We start from the raw sequence: 20246 nt of genomic DNA, 5'->3' as shown, positions 1-20246 counted from the left end.
TTTAAAAGTGTTAAGATGTTTTCACAAAAAAAACTAACTATAACAATCATATACATATAAAACGCATAATACAATCATTAATAGCGAAATTGTTCTGATAAAATGCGCTCATCCCATGAATGATTTGAGTCAAAAAGGATTGAAGCTGTTACTTCTGTTGCCATTGAAATAGTAACTGAATGAACAGATTTAACTTCAATATTATCTGCAGCAGCGTTTACAGGGCGTTTGTCAGGTTCAAGCATATCAAAGCGCACTGTTACTGTATCGGGAAGCAAAGCTCCATGCCAACGCCGAGGGCGAAAAGGGCTAACGGGAGTGAGGGCCATAAGGGGAGCCATAAGAGGTAAGATAGGTCCTTGTGCTGATAAATTATAGGCGGTTGATCCAGCTGGTGTAGCGACGAGGACACCATCACAACTTAATTGTTCCATGCGTACGTTGTTATCAATGGTGATGCGAATTTTTGCCGCTTGATAAGATTGCCGAAAGAGGGATACTTCATTAATTGCAAGCGCCTCGATAGAATCTTGACATTCAGATTTTGCAATCATGCGCAGGGGATGGATTTCTTTTTTATGTGCGGCAGCAATACGATTGGGCAATTTTTTTTCATGAAATTCATTCATAAGAAATCCTACAGAACCTTGATTCATACCATAAATAGGTTTGCCTGTGTTCATGACATCTCGTACGGTTTGTAACATTGTCCCATCACCACCGATTGCAACAACAATATCAGTTTCTTCCAGAGAAGAATGACCATAAACGGAAATTAATTTATGGGTAGCTTTGATAGCCTCCTCAGTTTCTGCGGAAATAAAATGAAAGCGACTTGGTAATGTAGCCATTTAAAAATTATCCTGATACTTATAATTTATGTTGTAACTTATTTTTGAGAGTTTTGAAGTTGTAATAAAAGCTCTTTTTATAATAAAAAGAGCATTGAATAAAGAGAAGTTATTTCAAGGTAAAGTATCATTAAAAAGTAAAAGGAATGCGTCGTTAGATAAATTACAAACGAGTAATTTTTTTATTAGAATGATAATTTAGCATTGAAGCTAAGAGTATGATTAGTTAAAAGACCATAACTGATTTTAATGATCAGTGTGAAGCACCCGTAGCTCAGCTGGATAGAGCGCTGCCCTCCGAAGGCAGAGGTCACAGATTCGAATTCTGTCGGGTGCACCAAATTCTTCAACTTCATATCATCCTAAATAACAAGATTACCTAAAAAGAAGCCAATTTCCTCTTTTATGAAAATGGTTATTTGAGTTGTTTATTAAGTTTTGCAGCGAATAAGCAAATGATTTTAAGAGAAGTAAAATTTACGGCTGCGTATATAATTTTTCGGTTAGTCATTTTGAATATCGAGATAAAAAAGCAAGGTTATCTAAATATGCTTTCAATTTAACTATAAACATTTAAAAAGTACATTTAATTCAATATGTTATTGTACAACTGATCTGGCGATGTTGATAGTAGATCACTAAATATATTGTTTTGAGCATTAAAATAGATAGCTAAATTTGCTTTTATTCTATTTTTGGAGTTAAAGGCTGTTATGGTGATATGGAACGCGGATGAGGAATATCACCAGTTAAAGGAATAATAAGGGGGAAAAAACAACCGTCAAGATTTGAATTGTTTCAAAATGCTGTATTCGATATGGTTTTGATATGGGTATCTGGTGATTTCTCTATACACCAATACTGCCAGTTATGTTGGATGAAGGATTATTTAGCTTTAATCAACTTTCTTATATACCGAACACTAATTATGGTGGTTATTTAGTTGGGAGTATGTTCTTTACGTTTGGCAGTAATTGGGATTATATCTCTTGCTCCTCGCATACTATCTTGTGCAGCTATAGTAATGAGTGCACTTAATTATTTTCATGGCGTTAACACTTAGTCCTTTTGATCCGTTTTGCTGCTGGTGTTGCGAGTGTAGCAATGATGGTTTTGGGTTCTATTATAGTCATACAGCATAGCCATATGGGCGGATTATTGCTTCGCTTTATGCAGGTGTAGAAGTTGGTATTCTACTACTAGGTAATGAATATGTTATTATTAGTTTGAACAGAGCGCTTGATGCAACAAACATTTGGTTTGGAGCTGGCTTAATGTCTGTTCAAAACTTTTAAAAACATACAGGTTTAATTATGATAACTATATCAAAAAACACCTCCGTTATTTCTTTCATTGCAAATGAAACCGCTCCTGTTAATCAGAAAAAACCATCCAAAATATGAATAGATCAATCAAATGGATTTCGTGACTGGTAATATATATATATATATTATCGCATTCGTGCTTTAAACGATTTTGGTGATGTAAAAAAAGCGATCTGGATGGCTTTTATTGAAAATGAAAGCAATCTCTCTCATGATGGTAATTGCTGGGTTGCTGATAATGTCTGTGTTGTAAAATCTGGTTGTGTTTATGAAAATATAAGGGGCTATGGCAATGCTGCCATTGGTGGCTATGTGTATGGCAATACCCTTATATGTGATAAAACCCATGTGTATTTTGGTGTTCATGTTTATGACAATGCTCATCTTTCTTATAACGTTTGAGTTTATCATTAAGCGCGGGTTTATGGGAATGCAAAATTATCCGGTAGTGCACGTATTCATAGCAATGCCGCGGTTTATGATCATGCGGTTGTTATAGGCAAGGTTTACGGCAATGCTAGCGTGGGGTGTCATACTAAGGTCTACGGCTCTGTTTATGGCAATGCCAAGATCTCCTGATTATATCGTGATTAGAAGTAATGTATATGGCAATGCAAGAATAAAAAGACATAGCGATTTATATTCGGTTCCCATAAATTGAGAGGTTTATGAAAGTGATGATGTTATCAAGATTGATAAACAGAATAAATGACAGACGTGGAGGGTGCTTCTTTGATGGTTATAAACGCATCATAAAAGAAAGCTGTGCCAATTGATATGACGCTGCTTTTAAATAGAGGTACTACAGATCATACAAAAGAAGTCAATAATGAATGTATGTATACAAAACGTATCATATTGCAAACGCTCTATTCTATTGATTAAAACTGATCAAAAGGAACGTAAATGACAGATATGATCTTTAATCACTCATTTGAATTACAGAACCTATAAACACTTTATGTATGGCTATAAAGCGTATTAAGAATAACGCTCGCATTTTTGAAGTGGTCATTTGACACAAAGTACATTATCAAAATGTCTCAACGCTTGGTAGGTTCATATCAAGACAATCAAGAGAAAATGCGTATTAAGTGAATATTTGTAACAAAACCCGTTGTTTACATTTACGAACATTGGTTTTTAAAAGCAGCTTTTCATAAGACAATAAACAACCGCTTTTTATAAAATCTAAGGCTTTTAAACTGTTATAAATCTAGGTTTCAAACGTATTTATAGAGATATCATTTTATGTCTCTAAACGTTTAAACGTTCATTTAGTGAGGTTCTCATAAGCGTATTTTCACTTTGCATTTAAACATAACTTCTTTTCAAATAAGCCGCTCTATATTTGGGCTGGTAAAATTAACCAGCTCAAATTCGAGTTCGTTAACTTTAGAATAGAGCATTCTTTAAACATTGTCGCTTTTGACTCAAAATTGAGTAAAACACCATGCCTTTGTAATATGATTGCAATCCTTTTGAAATTTATCTACTTATCTTTGTCTTAATAAGTATCCTCAAATTTTAGGGGACTTCATTTGGTTTCGTATTTTTAAACTGTAACTTTTAAAACGTTTTTTGCTTGTTTGCCTGCGTTATATCATTAAAAATCTTTTGATTTCTACGACATAACATTATCAATTTCATTACCTGTTGTGATGATAGTATCTATATAATGTCTGCTTATTATTGACTAACTTTTTAGTAAGCGGCGCTTTAAAATCGACTTGTCTTTAAATCCTTTTATGTGCCCTTAATGAATTAAAACCTATTCTATGATAGTTTCAAATGATTATTTCTTTTAAGGTTTAGCTCAAAAAAAGAGTAAACCCCATACCGTTTTTTAAACGCATGCAATTTATGTTATCGATAATTTCAAACGATTACGTTTTTAATAATGCGATTTGTGTGTGATACAAACGTATCATAAAATTTATGAACTGTTATGAATGATAGCTGCGTTCACTTCATTTGAATGTTTACATGCGTTTTATGGTCTATCCATACATGGTAATTGTTTATGAAAAATGGTTAATTAAATCACGTATAAAAGTGTAGATTTTAAATGGGATTCATATAAAATAATTGCATGCAAACTATTGACTTTATTGTATTTTTTATGAATAAGATTCCATCTCGTTTAGACGTTGTAAAAGAAATCACCAAAGACCTTATTGATAAGATTCTTCTCTTACACGGCGTTATCACTTTTGTTTGCAAAAATCTGCTTGTCTTTTGACTTTTGATATGGATACAACCTCTTTTGAGGTAGAGCAAAGAATTTTTTAATCATGGAGAGTGCAACAGTGTTCTTCAAAAATCTTGATTGGTTTGTTGAAAAAATTAAAGAGGTAGATAATTATTCAGCATGTTATCAACTACCAGATTGTGAAGTACAAATTCTTTATAATGACGCAATTATCAAAGGTTATCAGTAAGTTGATGTTGGAGTTTCGATTAGTACTGGTATTTTAGCTGCTGCCTGTATGGTAATTGATCCCTATCAATTCTCAGCACTTACAAGATCTACAACTTGATTTTTATAAAAAGGGGTTGAGAGTTTGTGAAGAAGGAATATATGCAGATTGGTTGGAATTAAGCGGGATTATGTCTTGAAATAGGCGATAGAAAAAATTGATCTTCATAAATGCTTTTATTCCAGATATGGAGCACCATCTTGGCGAAAGAATGAAGTTGGAGGTACATAAGGTTATCAAGGTAGATTATGCTGATTATAGCTTACTTCATATTGGTGCACTGGCTTTATTGGGTGATGTTGCAACCTTACAATCTTATTATCAAAGTTTCAGTGTAGAGGATCATTTAGGCTTTGATGAAAATACCCAACAGATTCATTTTGAACGTGCATTGGCTTTAGTCAAAGAAGTAGTCAAATCTAAGCAACTCAGCTACGCTTTCATTGCAAAAGTAGTAAAAAATATGAACCATCTGGAAGAAAAACAAAGTTCTTAATAAGAGCTTTCCAGAGAGGTGGAGTTTCATTCTTGCAAGGAAAAAAATAGCTAAATTTATCAAAACAAAAGCTAAGGAATAGCTCCTTAAGAAATATCAAGAAGATCTAAAAAGATTATAGGAGCCAGAGTCTGGTTTAAAGATGCCATCATCAGTTGAGTGAACTCAACAATGGTGGAGTTTTATCCATTGGCGGAAATCTGATGTTTGAAAGAGGCTTTCTTGATGTGAAGGTAATGTTGTAATAAATAATTATTATAAATCAATATGTTGTATATATTCATTGTTTTGAGATTAATGACCATTGACAAATAATTTTGCACCATTTTCTCTCTTCCAGCTTTTCGTCAATCATCAATGAAAATTTTTTATAATGGAAAGTTCATTGATAATATAACTTTTGTATGTCATTACTTTACGCTTAAAAAAAATATAAAAATAATGAAATGCAATTGAGTTATCAACTGCTTATTCGTTTCAATTTTTAATCATAAAAAAATCTTTTTATTCATTTTGCTTATAAAAAGAATTAGCTTTTTTCTGGTGATACAAGTGGAGAAATAAGGATTTTAGATATGTTTCGGCGTTCCATTTCAATCACTTTAAAGTGTAAACCATCAGTTTCAAAGCTTTCTCCCTCATTTGGTAAATGACCAAACTGCCAAAGCATAAAGCCTGCCAGAGTCGTATAACGATCTGCTTCATCCACAAGGTTACGCCCAAGATAACCACTTAAACGGCGGATATCAGCATATCCCTCAACAAGAAGACTGCCATTTTCAAGTTGTTCTGCGATCATGAGTTCTTCATCGTCATCAGGAAAGTCTCCTGCAATAGCTTCAAGAATATCGGTTGGTGTTGCAATTCCTTCAAAAGATCCATGCTCATCAACAATAATTGCAAGCTGAATCGAAGAATGACGTAATTGCTCCATCAATCGTAAAACACTTGTATTTTCATGAACAACGAGGGGTTCTCGCATAGCTTTTTTCCAATTAATCTTTTTCCCCTCAGCCAAATTCAAAAGAAGATCTTTTGTCAACGCAACGCCAACAAATTCATCCACTTTTTCACGCGCAAGAATTAAGCGGCTATGTTTAACCTTTTGTAATTCTTCACGCATTTCATTTTCATCAGCATTTAAATCTAACCACTCAATTTCATTACGCGGCGACATGATAGAGCGAACAGGGCGATCAGCTAAATCGAGAACACCACGAATCATCTCCTTTTCTTCTGGTCTAAACAACTCAGAAGCTGCGGCCTGTTCAGCAATAACATCTACAGTCTCAGCAAGGTGACTATCTTTGCTTCCTCCTCCTAAGAGTCTCAAAACAGCATCAGCTGTTCTACTGCGTAGATCATTCGTTTTAATCATTTTTTCACGGTTACGACGTCCAATTTGATTAAAAGCTTCGATAAGAACAGAAAAACCAATAGCAGCATACAAATACCCTTTTGGAATATGAAAACCAAATCCTTCAACAATGAGAGTAAAACCAATCATCATCAAAAAACCAAGACAAAGGATTACAATAGTGGGATGACGATTAATAAAACGCATAAGAGCACCAGATCCGCACATCATTACTCCCATAGCAGCTATGACTGCGATATACATAACTGCTGCCTGCTCTTTTGCAATCATACCTGTTGCGGTAATAATACTGTCTAGTGAAAAAACGGCATCCAGCACCACGACTTGGACGATTACTTGCCAAAAAACAGCATAACCAACGCCTGTTTTTCTTTCATGTGATACTCCTTCTAACCTTTCATGTAATTCTAGCGTTCCCTTTGCGAGCAAAAAGGCTCCACCACCGATTAAAATAAAGCTATGCCAACTAAATACAAAAGATGAAAGTGAAAGAATGACCCTATCGAGTCTCATAACCCATCCAATAACGGTAAGAAGGAAAAGCCGCATAATTAATGCTAAAGTAAGACCTATAAAGCGTGCGCGGTCACGCAAATGCAGTGGCAATTTTTCAGCTAAAATTGCAATAAAGATAAGGTTATCTATTCCTAAAACAATTTCGAGAAAAACCAGCGTGATCAAACCAAACCACGCATGGGGATCAGTGATCCATTCCATCATTCCTTACCTTTTAGAAGCTTAAAAGCGCGCGATTGACAAAAAAAATTCATAGGCTTTTATTCGTATATTGGATCATGAACATTGAATGTAAAAAACTTATATTCAAAGAAAAAAACAGCACAATATTGCTTGAATGCATGTGATTGTTGATAAAACAAAATGATGCCCCATCCCGCTTACAACCACAAGAAGGTTCCTCTAATTTTCGCTCGGGCATTATGCTCGATAATCCTCTAACTATAGGTTCTGTATAACAATCAGAACATTTATTTATAAAGCCTCTTATAATGGGTTTATTTTTATATAAGATCAAGTGGTGAATATCATATTTTTAACCTTACAGACAATGAGTTTATATAACAAACAACAAAATATCTGGACATCTATCCTTAGGAGCGTTATAGAAACGCTCATTCTCGTCTTTTGAGAAGCTTATGGGTGATTAGCTCAGTCGGTAGAGCAGCTGACTCTTAATCAGCGGGTCGTGGGTTCGATCCCCTCATCACCCACCATTTTATTTTATACCGTAAATAACTTATTGATTGCGTAATTTTTTTTAAGGTACGAGTTGCTAAATAAAATTGGGCAGTAGGATTTCCCCATATCTGTTTGTTTAAAAGTGAAGATTGTTGATATAGCTTAGTCATCGGTGTTTGTACTTTTTAGGGGACTCAAAGAACTTCCAAAGGACATTTTAAGATCTTTTAATGCGTATTGTTTCTTTTTTTAAGTTGCAATTGGTAAGGAGAAGCCTCTTACCGACAATTGTGTTATTTAAAGGGGTATAAAAATCAACAGTTTTCACTTCTTTTAATATAAATTGATTAAATTTTTTTGGATTTTTAGCATATTGTTTAAAGACAGAAGAAACTTTACACTTTAGTTGTGTCAGCAGCGTGGATATTTTTTGATAACTCTCCCGCTTAAACAAAAAAATTCTGTAATAATCATCAGTATTCCAAGAGGGTAAATCAAGATAAAATAAAGTAGTTAGCTGGACATACAAGTAATAAAATTAGATCAGTTTAATTGTTTAAAGCTAATACCTGTTAAACGAAAGACAATAAACTTTAATGAGGCTTAAAGTTTTAAAATATTAAGCTGTGTGGTTACGCTATGCTGTCTTTCCGTTAGCTAAACCTCTAAAAATATAAATATTAAGAAAGCCACTCAGATTCATTATAATATATTGATTTATAAAGAATTGATTATTCTTTATTTAAAAAAAACTTTACTATCATAAACTTCTTTTGTTTCAATCCCTCTTATAATGAATTAATTAAAATCATTCATTTTTGCATCATAAATGGGATTAACGTGTGGATAAAGACTATTGAAGAAAGGCATAAAAATAATTCTTATTAATGTTCTTAAGTGCTAAAAGTTATCATAACATTGGAAAAATAGTATAATGGCGCAGGCTTGCTCTTTTATTAAGTATAAAGATGATGGTGCAACAATAGCTTTACTATTATACCATTTACGGGTATTGTTGTGTAATGGAGAAGAGCGTTGAGAGAGGTTTCTTAAAAAAGATATGTAAATTGGCAACACGATGGTGTTTTGTTCTTTTATAGGTACATAAAAAAAGAAGTCATTGATAGCCTTTTATTTATTCAGGTGGTGTTTTGGGGGCTCTTTTCCAATATTGTTGCGCCTCAAAAATGACGACCACAAATAATGAAAGGATAAGCGGTATAATCAAATAAAACATTCTAAAGACAATAAGTGCTGCAATAACATCGGTTGGATTTATATTGGGCATGCCTGTTATGAAGAGAGCTTCAAGAACTCCTACTCCTCCTGCTGGAGCATTAGAGAGAAGAGTTATCGTAAAAGATGCTAGGAAAACACCAAGAACAGAGATAAAATGAATATCTGCGTTATGTGGGAGAACAGCATATATAATTCCTGCTGCTCCTAAAAGCTCTAGAGGGCTAATGAGAAGCTGTTGAATAACAATTTTCAGCCGGGGATAGGAGAGTTGAATTTTTTTACCCAAGCGTAAGGGTTTTAACTGAAGCCAGCTGCCAAACGTATAAAGTGCTATACAGCTGAGTAAAATTGCTCCAGCCGTTGTTCCGAGCCATTCAGGAAGTTCTTTATGAATGAGGGTGATAATTTCGGGTTGCAGCACCAAAACGATTCCCAAAAGTAAGATTGTGCCGATTACAAAAGTAAAAGAGCAAAAACCTACTAATATTGCGATTTCTGTTCCGTTTAATCCTTTCATTTTATAGGCGCGATAGCGTACAACGGCACCAGAAAAAACTGAAGCACCGATATTGTGTGAAAGAGCGTAGGTTGTAAATGAACATATAGCGATAAAAATCCAAGAAATTTTATGGCCTAGATGTTGCAAGGCAATTCGATCATATCCAGCAAGAGCAGCATAAGCTAGGAGAGAACATAAACAGGCTAATAACCAGTGCTGTGCATTTAAATTGCTCAAGCGCTCCAATACATCCCCAAATGAAATGGCAGAGAGCTTCATGTAAAGAATTCGAATAGATACCAGCATTGCTAAGATACCAATCAATGGCCATATAAATTGCTTTATTTTCACGATTCTGTATCCATTTTATGTTTTCTGTAAATTTTCATGATTGAGCATATTCCTTACAGATCTTCGTTCTGTTATATACTCTATAATACCATTGGCAATTTCTTCATCATCTGTTACTACAACATCAGCACCTAAATCAATGAGATATGTTGTTTCTGTGTCGGATAATGCATGTGTGATTATCTGGATATCTTTCTTCATATCACGGATATTTACGATACATTCTCCTACTTCAATGGTACTTCGCATTGTAATAACAACTTTATGTGCATTATTTATATTTGCTGCGTTCATTATTTCTTGTTGAATGATATTGCCGCAAATAGCCTCAAAGCCATCTGCAATCGCTTTATCAGAGAGGCGTTTTGATTCTTCTACGATCACTATAGGTTCACCTCTATTTATTAAAGATAATGCAACACACTTACCGATACGACTATAGCCAATAATTACGATATGGTTGTTTTTTAAGGTCATCGGTAAAAAATCTTGGTCAGGATCTTGTGGATCAATATCAATAATTGTTTGGGTATTTTGTGAAGATGCAGAATTTTTTTCTAGACGTTTTTTAATTTTATTACAGGCAATGAAAACAAGAGGATTGAGCAAAATAGAAAAAATTGCTCCTCCAAGAATTAAATCATGAGCGTCATTGTTTAAAAGTCCTAAGCTTAAACTTAAACCAGCAAGGATAAAGGAAAATTCTCCGATTTGGGCAAGGCTTGCAGAAATAGTCAAAGCTGTTGCATTAGAATAGCGAAAAGCTTTAACGATGAAAAAGGCAACAGCAGATTTTCCGATTACGATAATGAATAAGGTTGCTAAGAGAGGGAAAAAATGAGTTAAGAGTTTCTCGGGGTCAAATAACATGCCTACAGAAACAAAAAAGAGAACAGAAAAAGCATCGCGCAGTGGTAAAGATTCTTCCGCGGCACGGTGGCTTAATTCTGATTCGCTCATGACCATACCAGCAAAAAAAGCACCAAGAGAAAGAGAAACTCCAAATAAATGAGCGGCTCCGAAAGCTACTCCTAATGCAATAGCAAAGACGCTAAGACGAAATAATTCACGTGATCCCGATTGTGCGCTCATTTTTAAAAGCCATGGGATAACGCGTCGCCCAATGACGAGCATAAGTGCAATAAATACAATTACCTTCAGGATGGTGAGACCAAAAATACCCCAAATACTTAAATCCAACCATTGAACAAGAGGATCCAACGCTTCTTTTTTGGTATTGCTGAGGGCACTTGCCAAGGAAGGGATGAGGACAAGTATAAGGACCATTGCTAAATCCTCAATAATCAACCATCCAACGGCAATGCGTCCTTTTTCTGTTTCAATAAGATGACGCTCTTGCAAAGCACGTAGCAGGATAACGGTACTTGCTATGGATAAAGCAAGACCGAAAATCAAACTACCACTAAAGCCCCATCCCATAATCAGACCAAGGCACAAACCTAGAAAAGTAGAAAATGCCATTTGTGCAATAGCAGCGGGGACAGCAATAGCTTTGACAGATAAAAGGTCTTTTAATGAAAAGTGGAGCCCAACACCAAACATCAGCAAAATAATACCAATTTCAGCAAGTTGATTAATGATGACGGAATCTATTTTAAATCCGCCTGTATTGGGTCCCACAATAACACCAGCTAACAAATAGCCTACAAGGGGTGAAATACGTAAACGGCTAGCAATCATTCCCAAGAGAAATGCTAAACATAAGCCTGCAACAATAGTTGTGATAAGTGGTGTGTCGTGGAGCATGGATTATTTACTATTCTTGATCAAAAAGCGAATGAATGAAAACGACTATATTTCTATGAGAAGAGAGGCGAGATGTACCATACGCATTAAAGGGCATTTTTATTTCACTTTGATATTTGCACGATTATTTCGCTCACGCCACCAATTTCCTAGCAGGAGTAAAATAGGAGCAGCAATAAAGATAGAGGATGATGTTGCAATAATAATCCCAAAGACCATGGGTAATGCAAAATTATGAACAGCACTTCCACCCCATATCGCCATGGGGAGCATCGCAAGAATTGTTGTGGCTGATGTAAAAAAACAACGTACAAGAACCTGATTAATTGACAGATCAATCAGCTCGCGCAACGGCATTTTTTTATAAAGACGCATATTTTCGCGCATCCTATCATAGACGACAACTTTATCATTTATAGAATATCCAACAATTGTTAAGAGTGCGGCGATAGCCGTTAAATTAAAATCAAATTGAAATAAAGCAAAAAAGCCAATCATTTTTGTGGTGTCTAGAATGAGAGTGATAATTGCTCCAATGGCAAAGAACCACTCGAAGCGTAACCATATATAGAGAGACATGGCAATAGCCGCAAGAATAACAGCAGTAAAAGCAGCTGTGGCAAGCTCACCTGAAATTTTGGGACCAACAACTTCTATTTGATCGAATGTGGTATCGGGATAGATATTTTGTACAGCTGTTTTGACCTTATCAATGGCGGTGGTTTGTTGTGCTTCGCCACCGCTTTGTTTCTGCATGCGAATTAATACGGTATTTTCGTTATCAATATTTTGCAAGGTAACTTCACCAATATTAAGAGTAGAAAGCTTGGAACGCAGAGTTGCTAGATCTGCTGGTCCTTTCGTGGTAATACTCATTTGGCTTCCGCCAATGAAATCAATACCAAAATTTAATCCAGGCTTAAAAAAGAGAAAAACTGAAGCCATTGATAAAACAATTGAGACGCCAATACCAATGAAACGTGCTTTCATAAAGTGGAAAGTTGTGTTTTGTGGCATGATGTTGAAAGCAGAGTGAATATGCAGTTTTTTAATCTTCCATTTACGAACGATCCAAATCATGATGATGCGTACAATGGTGATATTTGTAAACATGGAGATGATAATACCAAGCAACATTGTTACGGCAAAACCACGAACGGGACCGGTCCCGAACCAAAATAGTAAGACGGTCGCTATAATTGCTGTAACATTTGCATCAACAATGGTTGCAAAAGCGTGTTTAAATCCACGATCTAGGGCTGCAAAAGCACCCACACCTTTTCGACTTTCTTCACGGATACGTTCATTGATAAGGATATTAGCATCAACGGCAATACCGATGCCTAAAATAATACCAGCAATACCAGGCAGCGTAAGCGTAGCTCCCAAAAGACTCAGTGCAGCAAATGTTAAAATTGTGTGCAGAGCTAGTGCTATATTGGCAATTAATCCCCAAATACGATAGAGAAGAAAAATAAAAATTGCAACAAGAATAAAGCCAATTATGCCGGTGTAAAGTCCCATTTGGATAGCATCAGCACCAAGATTTGGACCTACGGTTCTCTCTTCAATGACTGTGAGTGGTGCGGGGAGGGAACCAGCACGAAGCAGAGCAGCCAGAGTTGAGGCTTCTTTGGGGTCAAAGTTTCCTGTAATTTGACCTTGTCCATTGGGAATGACACTATTGATGGTCGGAGCGGTTAAAACTTTATTATCCAGAACAATGGCAAAAGGACGGTTAATATTTTGTCGTGTTATATCGGCAAATATTTTTGCACCAGCGGAATCTAGCGTAAATGAAATAATGGAACGTCCTGGTATTTGGGGGTCAAAACCTGCACGGGCATCTTTCAGGACATTTCCATCTAAAGCAATTTGATCATAAATTGCATAATGTTGTGTTGCATCAGTGTATCCAGGGAGAATAGAAACACCTATAGGGGGGTTATTGGGGTCCACATTAGAAGGAACAAGATGAAAACTCATCTTAGCGGTTGTTCCTAAAAGATCACGCAGTTGTTTTGGATCTTGTAGTCCAGGCAATTGGACCATAATACGATCATTTCCGACCTTTTGGATGGCTGGTTCTGAAACACCAACTTGATCTATACGACGACGGATGATTTCTAAGCTTTGTTCAATAGCATTGCTGACACGGTCTTTTATACCAGCTTCTGTTAATGTGACGCGGAGAGTTTCATTTTGAGCACTGATCGTGATGTTATGTTCTGTTGTGCCAAAGCTACTGTGTATGGGGGTTATTAATGTTTTCAAAGCAGAGAGTGCTTTTTCAGTTTGCGATGGGTCAGAAATAAGGGCAATAACGCTATCTTCAACGATACGCACACTTGAGGTGCGGATTTGTTTTTCACGCAATACATTGCGCACATTGCTTAAAACTATATGTAACTGATCGCGTTTTAACGTTTTGCTATCAACCTCGAGCAGGAGAGAAGAGCCTCCTTGAAGGTCAAGACCAAGTGCTACACGGGTGTCGGGTAAGAATTTCGAGTTTTTAACTTGTTCGTGTGAAAATAAATTGGGTAAGGCAACATAAATGCTGCTTAAAAGAATAAAACAATAAAGGGTAGTTAACCAACCAGGTGTACGCATGATATATTCCGTAAATAGGCAATCTAACAGTTATTCAAAGTTAAAAGCACAAGTAAAATAAGATGATCGTTTTTATATTCAAGGAAGAGAATTAAGTATGTTCATTGGGAGGAGCGCGTTTATTTGAGAAATATTGTGTTTTAACGTTACGAAATCGTGTGTCAACAGCTGGAATCTTTATTAAAAAGAAATCCAATGTTAGGATTTTTTGAAAGGTCCTCATAAAAATAGATTCTGTATGGAGTGTTACAAGTTTTTTGTTTTCAGTTGTGGTAACATTCACCTGATCACACTTATGATGTAAATCAAATCTATTCGTTTTAATGACATTATTGGTGTGTGATTGTTTGATTAAATAAGCACGCGTTTCTAGGTTGCTCGTCAAGAATACACCTAAACTGGATAGAAAAATCCAGGTTGTCAAAGGAAGAAAATCTTCTTTTTTGCAATAAAGGTGCAAAAAAAACATGCTAGAGTGCCTTCTTTAATCTTATTGAGTTCAGCTTATTTATCATTCTTTTATCTTATTACCAGTATTATAGGATAAGGGAAAGCTTTTATAAGATTATTCTATAAAAGTTGAAAATATCTACTTTATACCATATTTAAAAGAGAAAAATAAAATCCCTTTTGTGCTCATAAGGTAGATATGTATTCATTTTGTAGAAAAAACATCCACATACTTTTCCTTCTTTTGGGGATTATCTTTGTATTTAATTCTGGTGCATGGGGTAATAGGGGGGCACAAAATACAATTGTCGAACAAACGATAGCTTCTTATTCAGTTGATGAAATTATTCTGCAACAACAGTTGATTATTAAGACTCTTGAAGAAAATACTGAAACTTTAAAAAGAGATTTTGACAGAAAGCCAGAAGATGAGCGTGCTTTAGAAGAATTACGGTTACGTGCACAAGATATCAGTGAACGTGCTATTGAGGCAGCATTTGTTTTGCGTCCTCCTCTTAATGAGATTAATACACTTCTTGATCAATTAATGGAGCTCCATCGTGACGTGAAAAAACTGAAAAGCTCTGTGAAGGAATATTCCTATTTGATAGAGCAAAAAGCTAAAATTAACAGTATCATGCTTCGTTTTGAAGCAATTTTCTTAGCGGCAAATAGAATAGCTGAACTTTCTATTTCTCAATCTCGGGAGCTTTTTAAACGCACGCTTACGTATAGGCTTGAGTTTTCGATTCCGATGGTTAAACATCTCGTCCAAAAAACAAAAGAGGCTTCATCAGATTTTCTTGTGTTGTTAAATTCTTGGTGGAATTTTATATTTTACTTCAAGTTTTTACAACTATTTCTTTGCTTTTTAATTCCACTTTTTATTACTTTGGGACTTTCCTATTTTTCTCAAAAAGTTCTTGTTCATGTGTATTGCCACTTTACGAAGTCTAATGAGGAAATATCTTATTTACAACGCTTATTGATCGCCTTTATTTCAGTTCTCTTACCTTCACTTGTATGTATTCTTTGCGTTTATCTTGTGTTGTTTTTGTTTCGTAGTTTTAACTTAGATCCAGGTAAGCTTACAACAGTTTTTGATATGATAGGTTGTCAAATTATTTTATTATTTTTAATCAATCGATTAGCTGTTGTTCTTCTATCATCGAATAGGCCCCATGTGCGTCTTCTCAGTATTGCACCATCGTCTGCTTATCAATTAGTGATTTTACTCACGTCTTTAGGGGGGATTTTGGCATTTGACGCTGTTCTTGATAGTATTTATCAAATCATTTCAGCGCCTCTATCTTTAACAATTGCTAAAAGTTTTATTGCTGTTTTTCTTGTAGCGATATTGCTATTTATAATATCATTTGTACCTTTGCGGTTTAGACGTAGGCGTGTTCAAGAAGAAAAAAAAGAGCCATACTTTTGGCCATTTTATATACGCATTCCTCTTATTGGCTTGGGGTTACTGCTCTTTGTATTGAATTTTTTAGGTTACGTTGGACTTGCGCGTTTTATTACGCAGCAAATTATGATTGATGGAGCATTTTTAGTTCTCATGTATTTAGGAATACAAAGCGCTCAAGCACTTGGAACTAAAGACCAATTTATGAAAACAACGGTTGGTCATCTTTTGATGCAGAGGTTTCATTTAGAAGAAAAAACGATGAATCAATTGGGAGTTTTTGTGAGCGTTTTTCTCAATTTATTTGTTGTTATATTTTGTGCAATGCCAATTGCTGTCCAGTTTGGATTTTCCTATTCTGATTTAAAAGCAGTTTTGTGGCAATCGGTGACCGGTTTTCAGATTGGAAATATTAGTCTTTCTTTGATTTCTCTTGTAACAGGAATTATTTCTTTTTGTGTTTGCTGGTTTCTTATTCGCCGATTTATTGGTTGGTTAGATAATGTGGTGTTGGTTCATGGAGAGTTCGATTCTGGTATACGTAATTCTATCAAAACAGTGATAAGTTATGGAGGCGTTGTTGTATCTGCTTTGACCGGATTATCAATGGCAGGTTTGGATCTTAGAAATTTCGCTCTTATTGCTGGAGGACTTTCACTTGGTATAGGTTTTGGTTTACAGAATATTGTCCAAAACTTTGTCTCTGGACTTATTATTTTAGTTGGAAGACCATTTAAAATAGGGGACTATATAGAATCTGGATCAGTAGGGGGTGTTGTTAAGCGTATTAGTGTGCGTGCAACGGAACTTGAGACAATTCAGCGTAAGACGATTATTATTCCCAATTCAAGCCTTATTAATAACAACGTTAGTAATTGGACACGACGTAATAAAGTAGGACGAATTGATATACCAGTTACTGTATCATCTAAGGTTGCTCCAGAGCATGTTGCTGAAATTTTGTTAGAGATTGCTTCTGCGACAGAAGGCGTTTTAAAAAATCCTATCCCACAGGTGAGTTTTACAGCATTTGATCGTAAGAGTTTTTCCTTTAATTTGGCTATTTATGTGCCTAATATTACCTCATCTTCTCATGTAACCAATGCTCTTCGATTTAGCCTATATAAGCGTTTTGCTGAGGAAGGAATCTTAGAATGCTGAAATATACTTATATTTTGATTACAGTTATTCTATTAAGTATTTTTACCATAACAGCTTTTGCTGCAACAGTGAAGAATACTGATTTAAAGATACAATCTCTTATTGTTGTTGAAGGAAGTATACCTTCAAAAATTTCTTTAAATACTCATCAAACAATTACAATTTGTATGAAGGGATGTTTTATAACTTTTCCTAATAAAGACCGTTTTGCAATAAAGGCAGATGATAATATAGAAATCAGTAGGGGAAGAGCAATTTTTAAATAAAATGATTGAGAATTTTTGTTTGGGGACAAGATTTAGAAGGATCATGATATTGTGTGTAATTAATAATCTCATCCTTTAGAAAATGGTAAAAAAAGTATGATTTTAGTATAAAATGGATGTTTTTTTATACTATGTAGAATCTACAGTATGCATTTTGGATGTAAGAATATTGAGGTATTTATAGTATTGTTAATGAACATCGATTTTCTAAAAATAATTACATCATTTTTAGAATTTTTTCATGAAAAAAGGCATAAAATATACTATTTTGTGATTTTTTTGCGGTAATTTTAATACAAAATGTTTTATATTTCCTCCTTTTGACAAGATAATAGGTATTTTTATTAAATATTTATTATTTGAAGTAATCATTATTATAATATTTTAAAATTTATTTGATAATATTAAATTTTGATGTAATGATATATTAATATAGTAATAGATTTAAATGTAACTATAAAGGAGTACATGCGATTTTGCAGCATAAGATTTTATAAAACTTTGTTTTTCTAAATGTGATTTTTGATTATATTTAAATTTAGCAATGGGGTATAATTTTATGAATACAAAATTTATAACAGCATCTGTTTTTTCTTTGATTTCACCTTCTATAGTACAGGCTGCAGATGTGGTGGTTCACGAAGAGCCAGTACATGTTGCCTCAGAAGTTGTTGCTTCTTCACCTTTTTCTTGGGGAGGTGTTTATTTCGGGGGGCAAGTTGGTGGCTTTTCAAGTAAGATTTCTGCAACAGTGCCTGATGTTAATATTCCTCTCTATCCTGATGAGGGGAGTAAAAGTAAACCATGGATACCTGTCGAGAAACAGCATATGCCCGATCTTTCTGGGTTTATAGGTGGTTTTTATGCGGGTGTTAATTTTGATCTCGGTAATAATTTTATTATGGGGATTGATACGGATATCATTTTAACGGAAAAAAAGGATACAAAAACAAGATTTCATGCAGATGAATCGAGTGCTGGTGGAACTGAAGGATTGGGCACTGAAGGATCGGGTAGTGATACTGAGGAATTAGATACAGAAGAAAAAAGTCGAAAAAAGGCAAAAATTGTCAGGAGACAGGGCAGAGGCTTTTCTCGCTCTTCTGCAGAGGATAAAGAAGAGAAAGACAGTTTAACTTTTAATCATACGTTAAAACAAAAATGGACAGGTGCTACACGGGTGCGTGTTGGGTTTTCTGCAGGGCGTGTGATGCCTTATATTGCTGGTGGTGTTGCTTATGGACAGTTTCAGGATATTTTGTCGACAGTAATTACGGGAGGTGAGCCATTTAATAGGACATCGGATGTAACAAAAACGATGATTGGTTATACTCTCGGTGGTGGTGTTGATTTTGCAATGACAGACCATCTTGTTGTGCGTGCGGAATATCGTTACTCAGATTTTGGTAAAAGGAAATTTAAAGACGAGATTGAAGTTAAGTATAAGACGAATGATTTTCGCGCAGGAATAGCTTACAAATTCTAATTTTGTAGGATAAAGGAGCTTAAATTTAAGAGGTCCTATTTCTTTGATAGGGCCTTTATTTTTTAATTTATGCATTGTAAACACTATTTTATGGTGAAAAAAAAAGGGGGCTTTGACTTTGAGTGAGAATGAGGAGGTAAGGAAGAGTTACTCAGATTCTTAATTGTTAAGAATAAAAAATTTTTAGTTCACGAGGTGTGGTTGAAACATTTGTTGGCAAAGAAGGATTGCTTCGTCTTTCATATTATTACAGTTATCACTTTATAATACCGTTATAGAGTTGCAAACAGTAAACTTAAAGAGAGTTTTTACTATCTAAGTAATGAGAAAATAAAGAAAATTTACATAGAGTGGTGCGGACGGCGTGTACGTTTGTGCAACAATTTTTTCTTCCCTTAGAACTCTCTACAATATCACCTGATAGCACAGTTTATCTTTTTTCTGTTTAATAACTAATTGTTTTTATTTTATTTTATTTATTAAATTGCCTTTTATATATAATCTTGGTACCAGATGAAAGTGCTCCAAGTGCAATTCAAAAGGTGGTTTTTAAAAGGTGGTTCGAAGAACGTGATAGACTGTCTGTCTTATCTGTAAAAAATCTATCTAAAGGAAAATATGCTGACAGAGCTGGTTTATGGCTTATCAAAACTACACCAGATCAAGGATGATGGGTTTTTAGGTTTGACCTCAATATAAATACGACGAGAAATGGGATTAGGCTCTTGTCGCAATGTATCTTTAAAAGAAGCACTGTTCAAAGCTTTAGCTTGTCGTGATCTTTTAGATCAAAGAATTGACCCGATTCGCCGAAAACAAAAAGAAAATTTACGTCGAGCAGGGGGGTATTTCTTTACGAGAAATTGCCTCTAGTACTTTTGAAGCGAAAAAAAACGAATTGAAAAATGAAGGAAAAGCAGCAAACTGGTTAACACCTCTTGAGTTACATGTTTTTCCTAAACTTGGTGATACGCCAATCATTGAACTGACGCAAATTGATATAAAAGGATGCATTTCTCCCATTTGGAAGACAAAAAACGAAACAGCAAGTAAAGCTTTATCCCGCTTGAATATAGCTATAAAACATGCGGTGGCACTTAGTATAGATGTGGGTATGCAATTAAAAGCAAAAGCTTTATTAGAAAAGTTTATTCAAAATGCCCCAAATATTCCAGCTATGCCATGGAAAGAAATGCCTAAGTTTTTTCAATCTTAAAATGATGAGCTTGTATCACATCTAGCTTTAAAACTTCTTATTTTGACGGTTTTTTTT

General features: G+C 34.9%; 13 protein-coding genes and 2 tRNA genes. 9 read left to right on the top strand and 6 right to left on the bottom strand.

Annotation, left to right across the window (positions count from 1 at the left end):
- Positions 1-77 precede the first annotated feature (77 nt).
- Positions 78-851, bottom strand: a complete 774-nt coding sequence (locus ACFIMA_RS04850) for an NAD kinase (RefSeq protein WP_375612145.1) — start codon at positions 849-851, stop codon at positions 78-80.
- Positions 852-1114: 263 nt separating this feature from the next.
- On the opposite strand from ACFIMA_RS04850, the gene ACFIMA_RS04845 reads away from it, so the two are divergent.
- The 4 genes from ACFIMA_RS04845 (at position 1115) to ACFIMA_RS04830 (ending at position 5152) form a co-directional block, all read left to right on the top strand.
- Positions 1115-1191, top strand: a tRNA-Arg gene (locus ACFIMA_RS04845).
- Between the two features lie 530 nt (positions 1192-1721).
- On the top strand, positions 1722-1889 hold the full coding sequence (locus tag ACFIMA_RS04840; protein WP_375613483.1) for a hypothetical protein: 168 nt from the start codon (positions 1722-1724) through the stop codon (positions 1887-1889).
- A gap of 464 nt (positions 1890-2353) precedes the next feature.
- Complete coding sequence (locus tag ACFIMA_RS04835; RefSeq protein WP_375638426.1) at positions 2354-2578, top strand: hypothetical protein; 225 nt, start codon at positions 2354-2356, stop codon at positions 2576-2578.
- A 2289-nt stretch (positions 2579-4867) separates the two neighbouring features.
- The gene (locus ACFIMA_RS04830; protein ID WP_375677733.1) at positions 4868-5152 is read left to right on the top strand and encodes a DUF6990 domain-containing protein; all 285 of its coding nucleotides are present in this window, start codon (positions 4868-4870) and stop codon (positions 5150-5152) included.
- Between the two features lie 529 nt (positions 5153-5681).
- On the opposite strand, the gene ACFIMA_RS04825 is transcribed toward ACFIMA_RS04830, so the two are convergent.
- Positions 5682-7250, bottom strand: coding sequence for a TerC family protein (locus ACFIMA_RS04825; RefSeq protein WP_375612149.1), 1569 nt, complete (start codon positions 7248-7250; stop codon positions 5682-5684).
- Between the two features lie 436 nt (positions 7251-7686).
- Between ACFIMA_RS04825 and ACFIMA_RS04820 the strand changes: the two genes are divergently transcribed.
- Positions 7687-7762 (top strand) — tRNA-Lys (locus tag ACFIMA_RS04820).
- Positions 7763-8862: 1100 nt separating this feature from the next.
- Here the strand turns inward: ACFIMA_RS04820 and ACFIMA_RS04815 are convergent.
- The 4 genes from ACFIMA_RS04815 to ACFIMA_RS04800 form a co-directional block, all read right to left on the bottom strand.
- The gene (locus ACFIMA_RS04815) at positions 8863-9816 is read right to left on the bottom strand and encodes a YbhN family protein (RefSeq protein ID WP_375613484.1); all 954 of its coding nucleotides are present in this window, start codon (positions 9814-9816) and stop codon (positions 8863-8865) included.
- A gap of 15 nt (positions 9817-9831) precedes the next feature.
- Positions 9832-11583: a YbaL family putative K(+) efflux transporter gene (gene ybaL, locus ACFIMA_RS04810; protein WP_375613485.1), complete on the bottom strand. Its 1752-nt coding sequence runs from the start codon at positions 11581-11583 to the stop codon at positions 9832-9834.
- Positions 11584-11682: 99 nt separating this feature from the next.
- Positions 11683-14196, bottom strand: coding sequence for a protein translocase subunit SecD (secD, locus tag ACFIMA_RS04805; RefSeq protein ID WP_375620802.1), 2514 nt, complete (start codon positions 14194-14196; stop codon positions 11683-11685).
- 91 nt (positions 14197-14287) lie between these two features.
- Entirely contained in the window at positions 14288-14665 is a 378-nt protein-coding gene (locus ACFIMA_RS04800) for a hypothetical protein (protein ID WP_375613487.1), read from the bottom strand.
- Positions 14666-14845: 180 nt separating this feature from the next.
- On the opposite strand from ACFIMA_RS04800, the gene ACFIMA_RS04795 reads away from it, so the two are divergent.
- From ACFIMA_RS04795 to ACFIMA_RS04780, 4 genes are all read left to right on the top strand, one after another.
- Complete coding sequence (locus tag ACFIMA_RS04795; protein ID WP_375693150.1) at positions 14846-17221, top strand: mechanosensitive ion channel domain-containing protein; 2376 nt, start codon at positions 14846-14848, stop codon at positions 17219-17221.
- On the top strand, positions 17215-17487 hold the full coding sequence (locus tag ACFIMA_RS04790; protein ID WP_375612155.1) for a hypothetical protein: 273 nt from the start codon (positions 17215-17217) through the stop codon (positions 17485-17487). The genes ACFIMA_RS04795 and ACFIMA_RS04790 overlap by 7 nt, the downstream gene beginning before the upstream one ends.
- 559 nt (positions 17488-18046) lie before the next feature.
- Positions 18047-18973 carry an outer membrane protein gene (locus tag ACFIMA_RS04785; RefSeq protein ID WP_375681404.1) on the top strand — a complete coding sequence of 309 codons (927 nt, stop codon included), beginning with the start codon at positions 18047-18049 and terminating at the stop codon, positions 18971-18973.
- Positions 18974-19769: 796 nt separating this feature from the next.
- On the top strand, positions 19770-20189 hold the full coding sequence (locus ACFIMA_RS04780; RefSeq protein WP_375693149.1) for a phage integrase central domain-containing protein: 420 nt from the start codon (positions 19770-19772) through the stop codon (positions 20187-20189).
- Positions 20190-20246: the final 57 nt, after the last annotated feature.

It is taken from the genome of Bartonella sp. AP88HLJMH (assembly GCF_042195605.1).
In the GTDB taxonomy this organism is placed as follows: Bacteria; Pseudomonadota; Alphaproteobacteria; order Rhizobiales; family Rhizobiaceae; genus Bartonella.
This window is presented reverse-complemented; position numbering and strand designations above follow the sequence as displayed.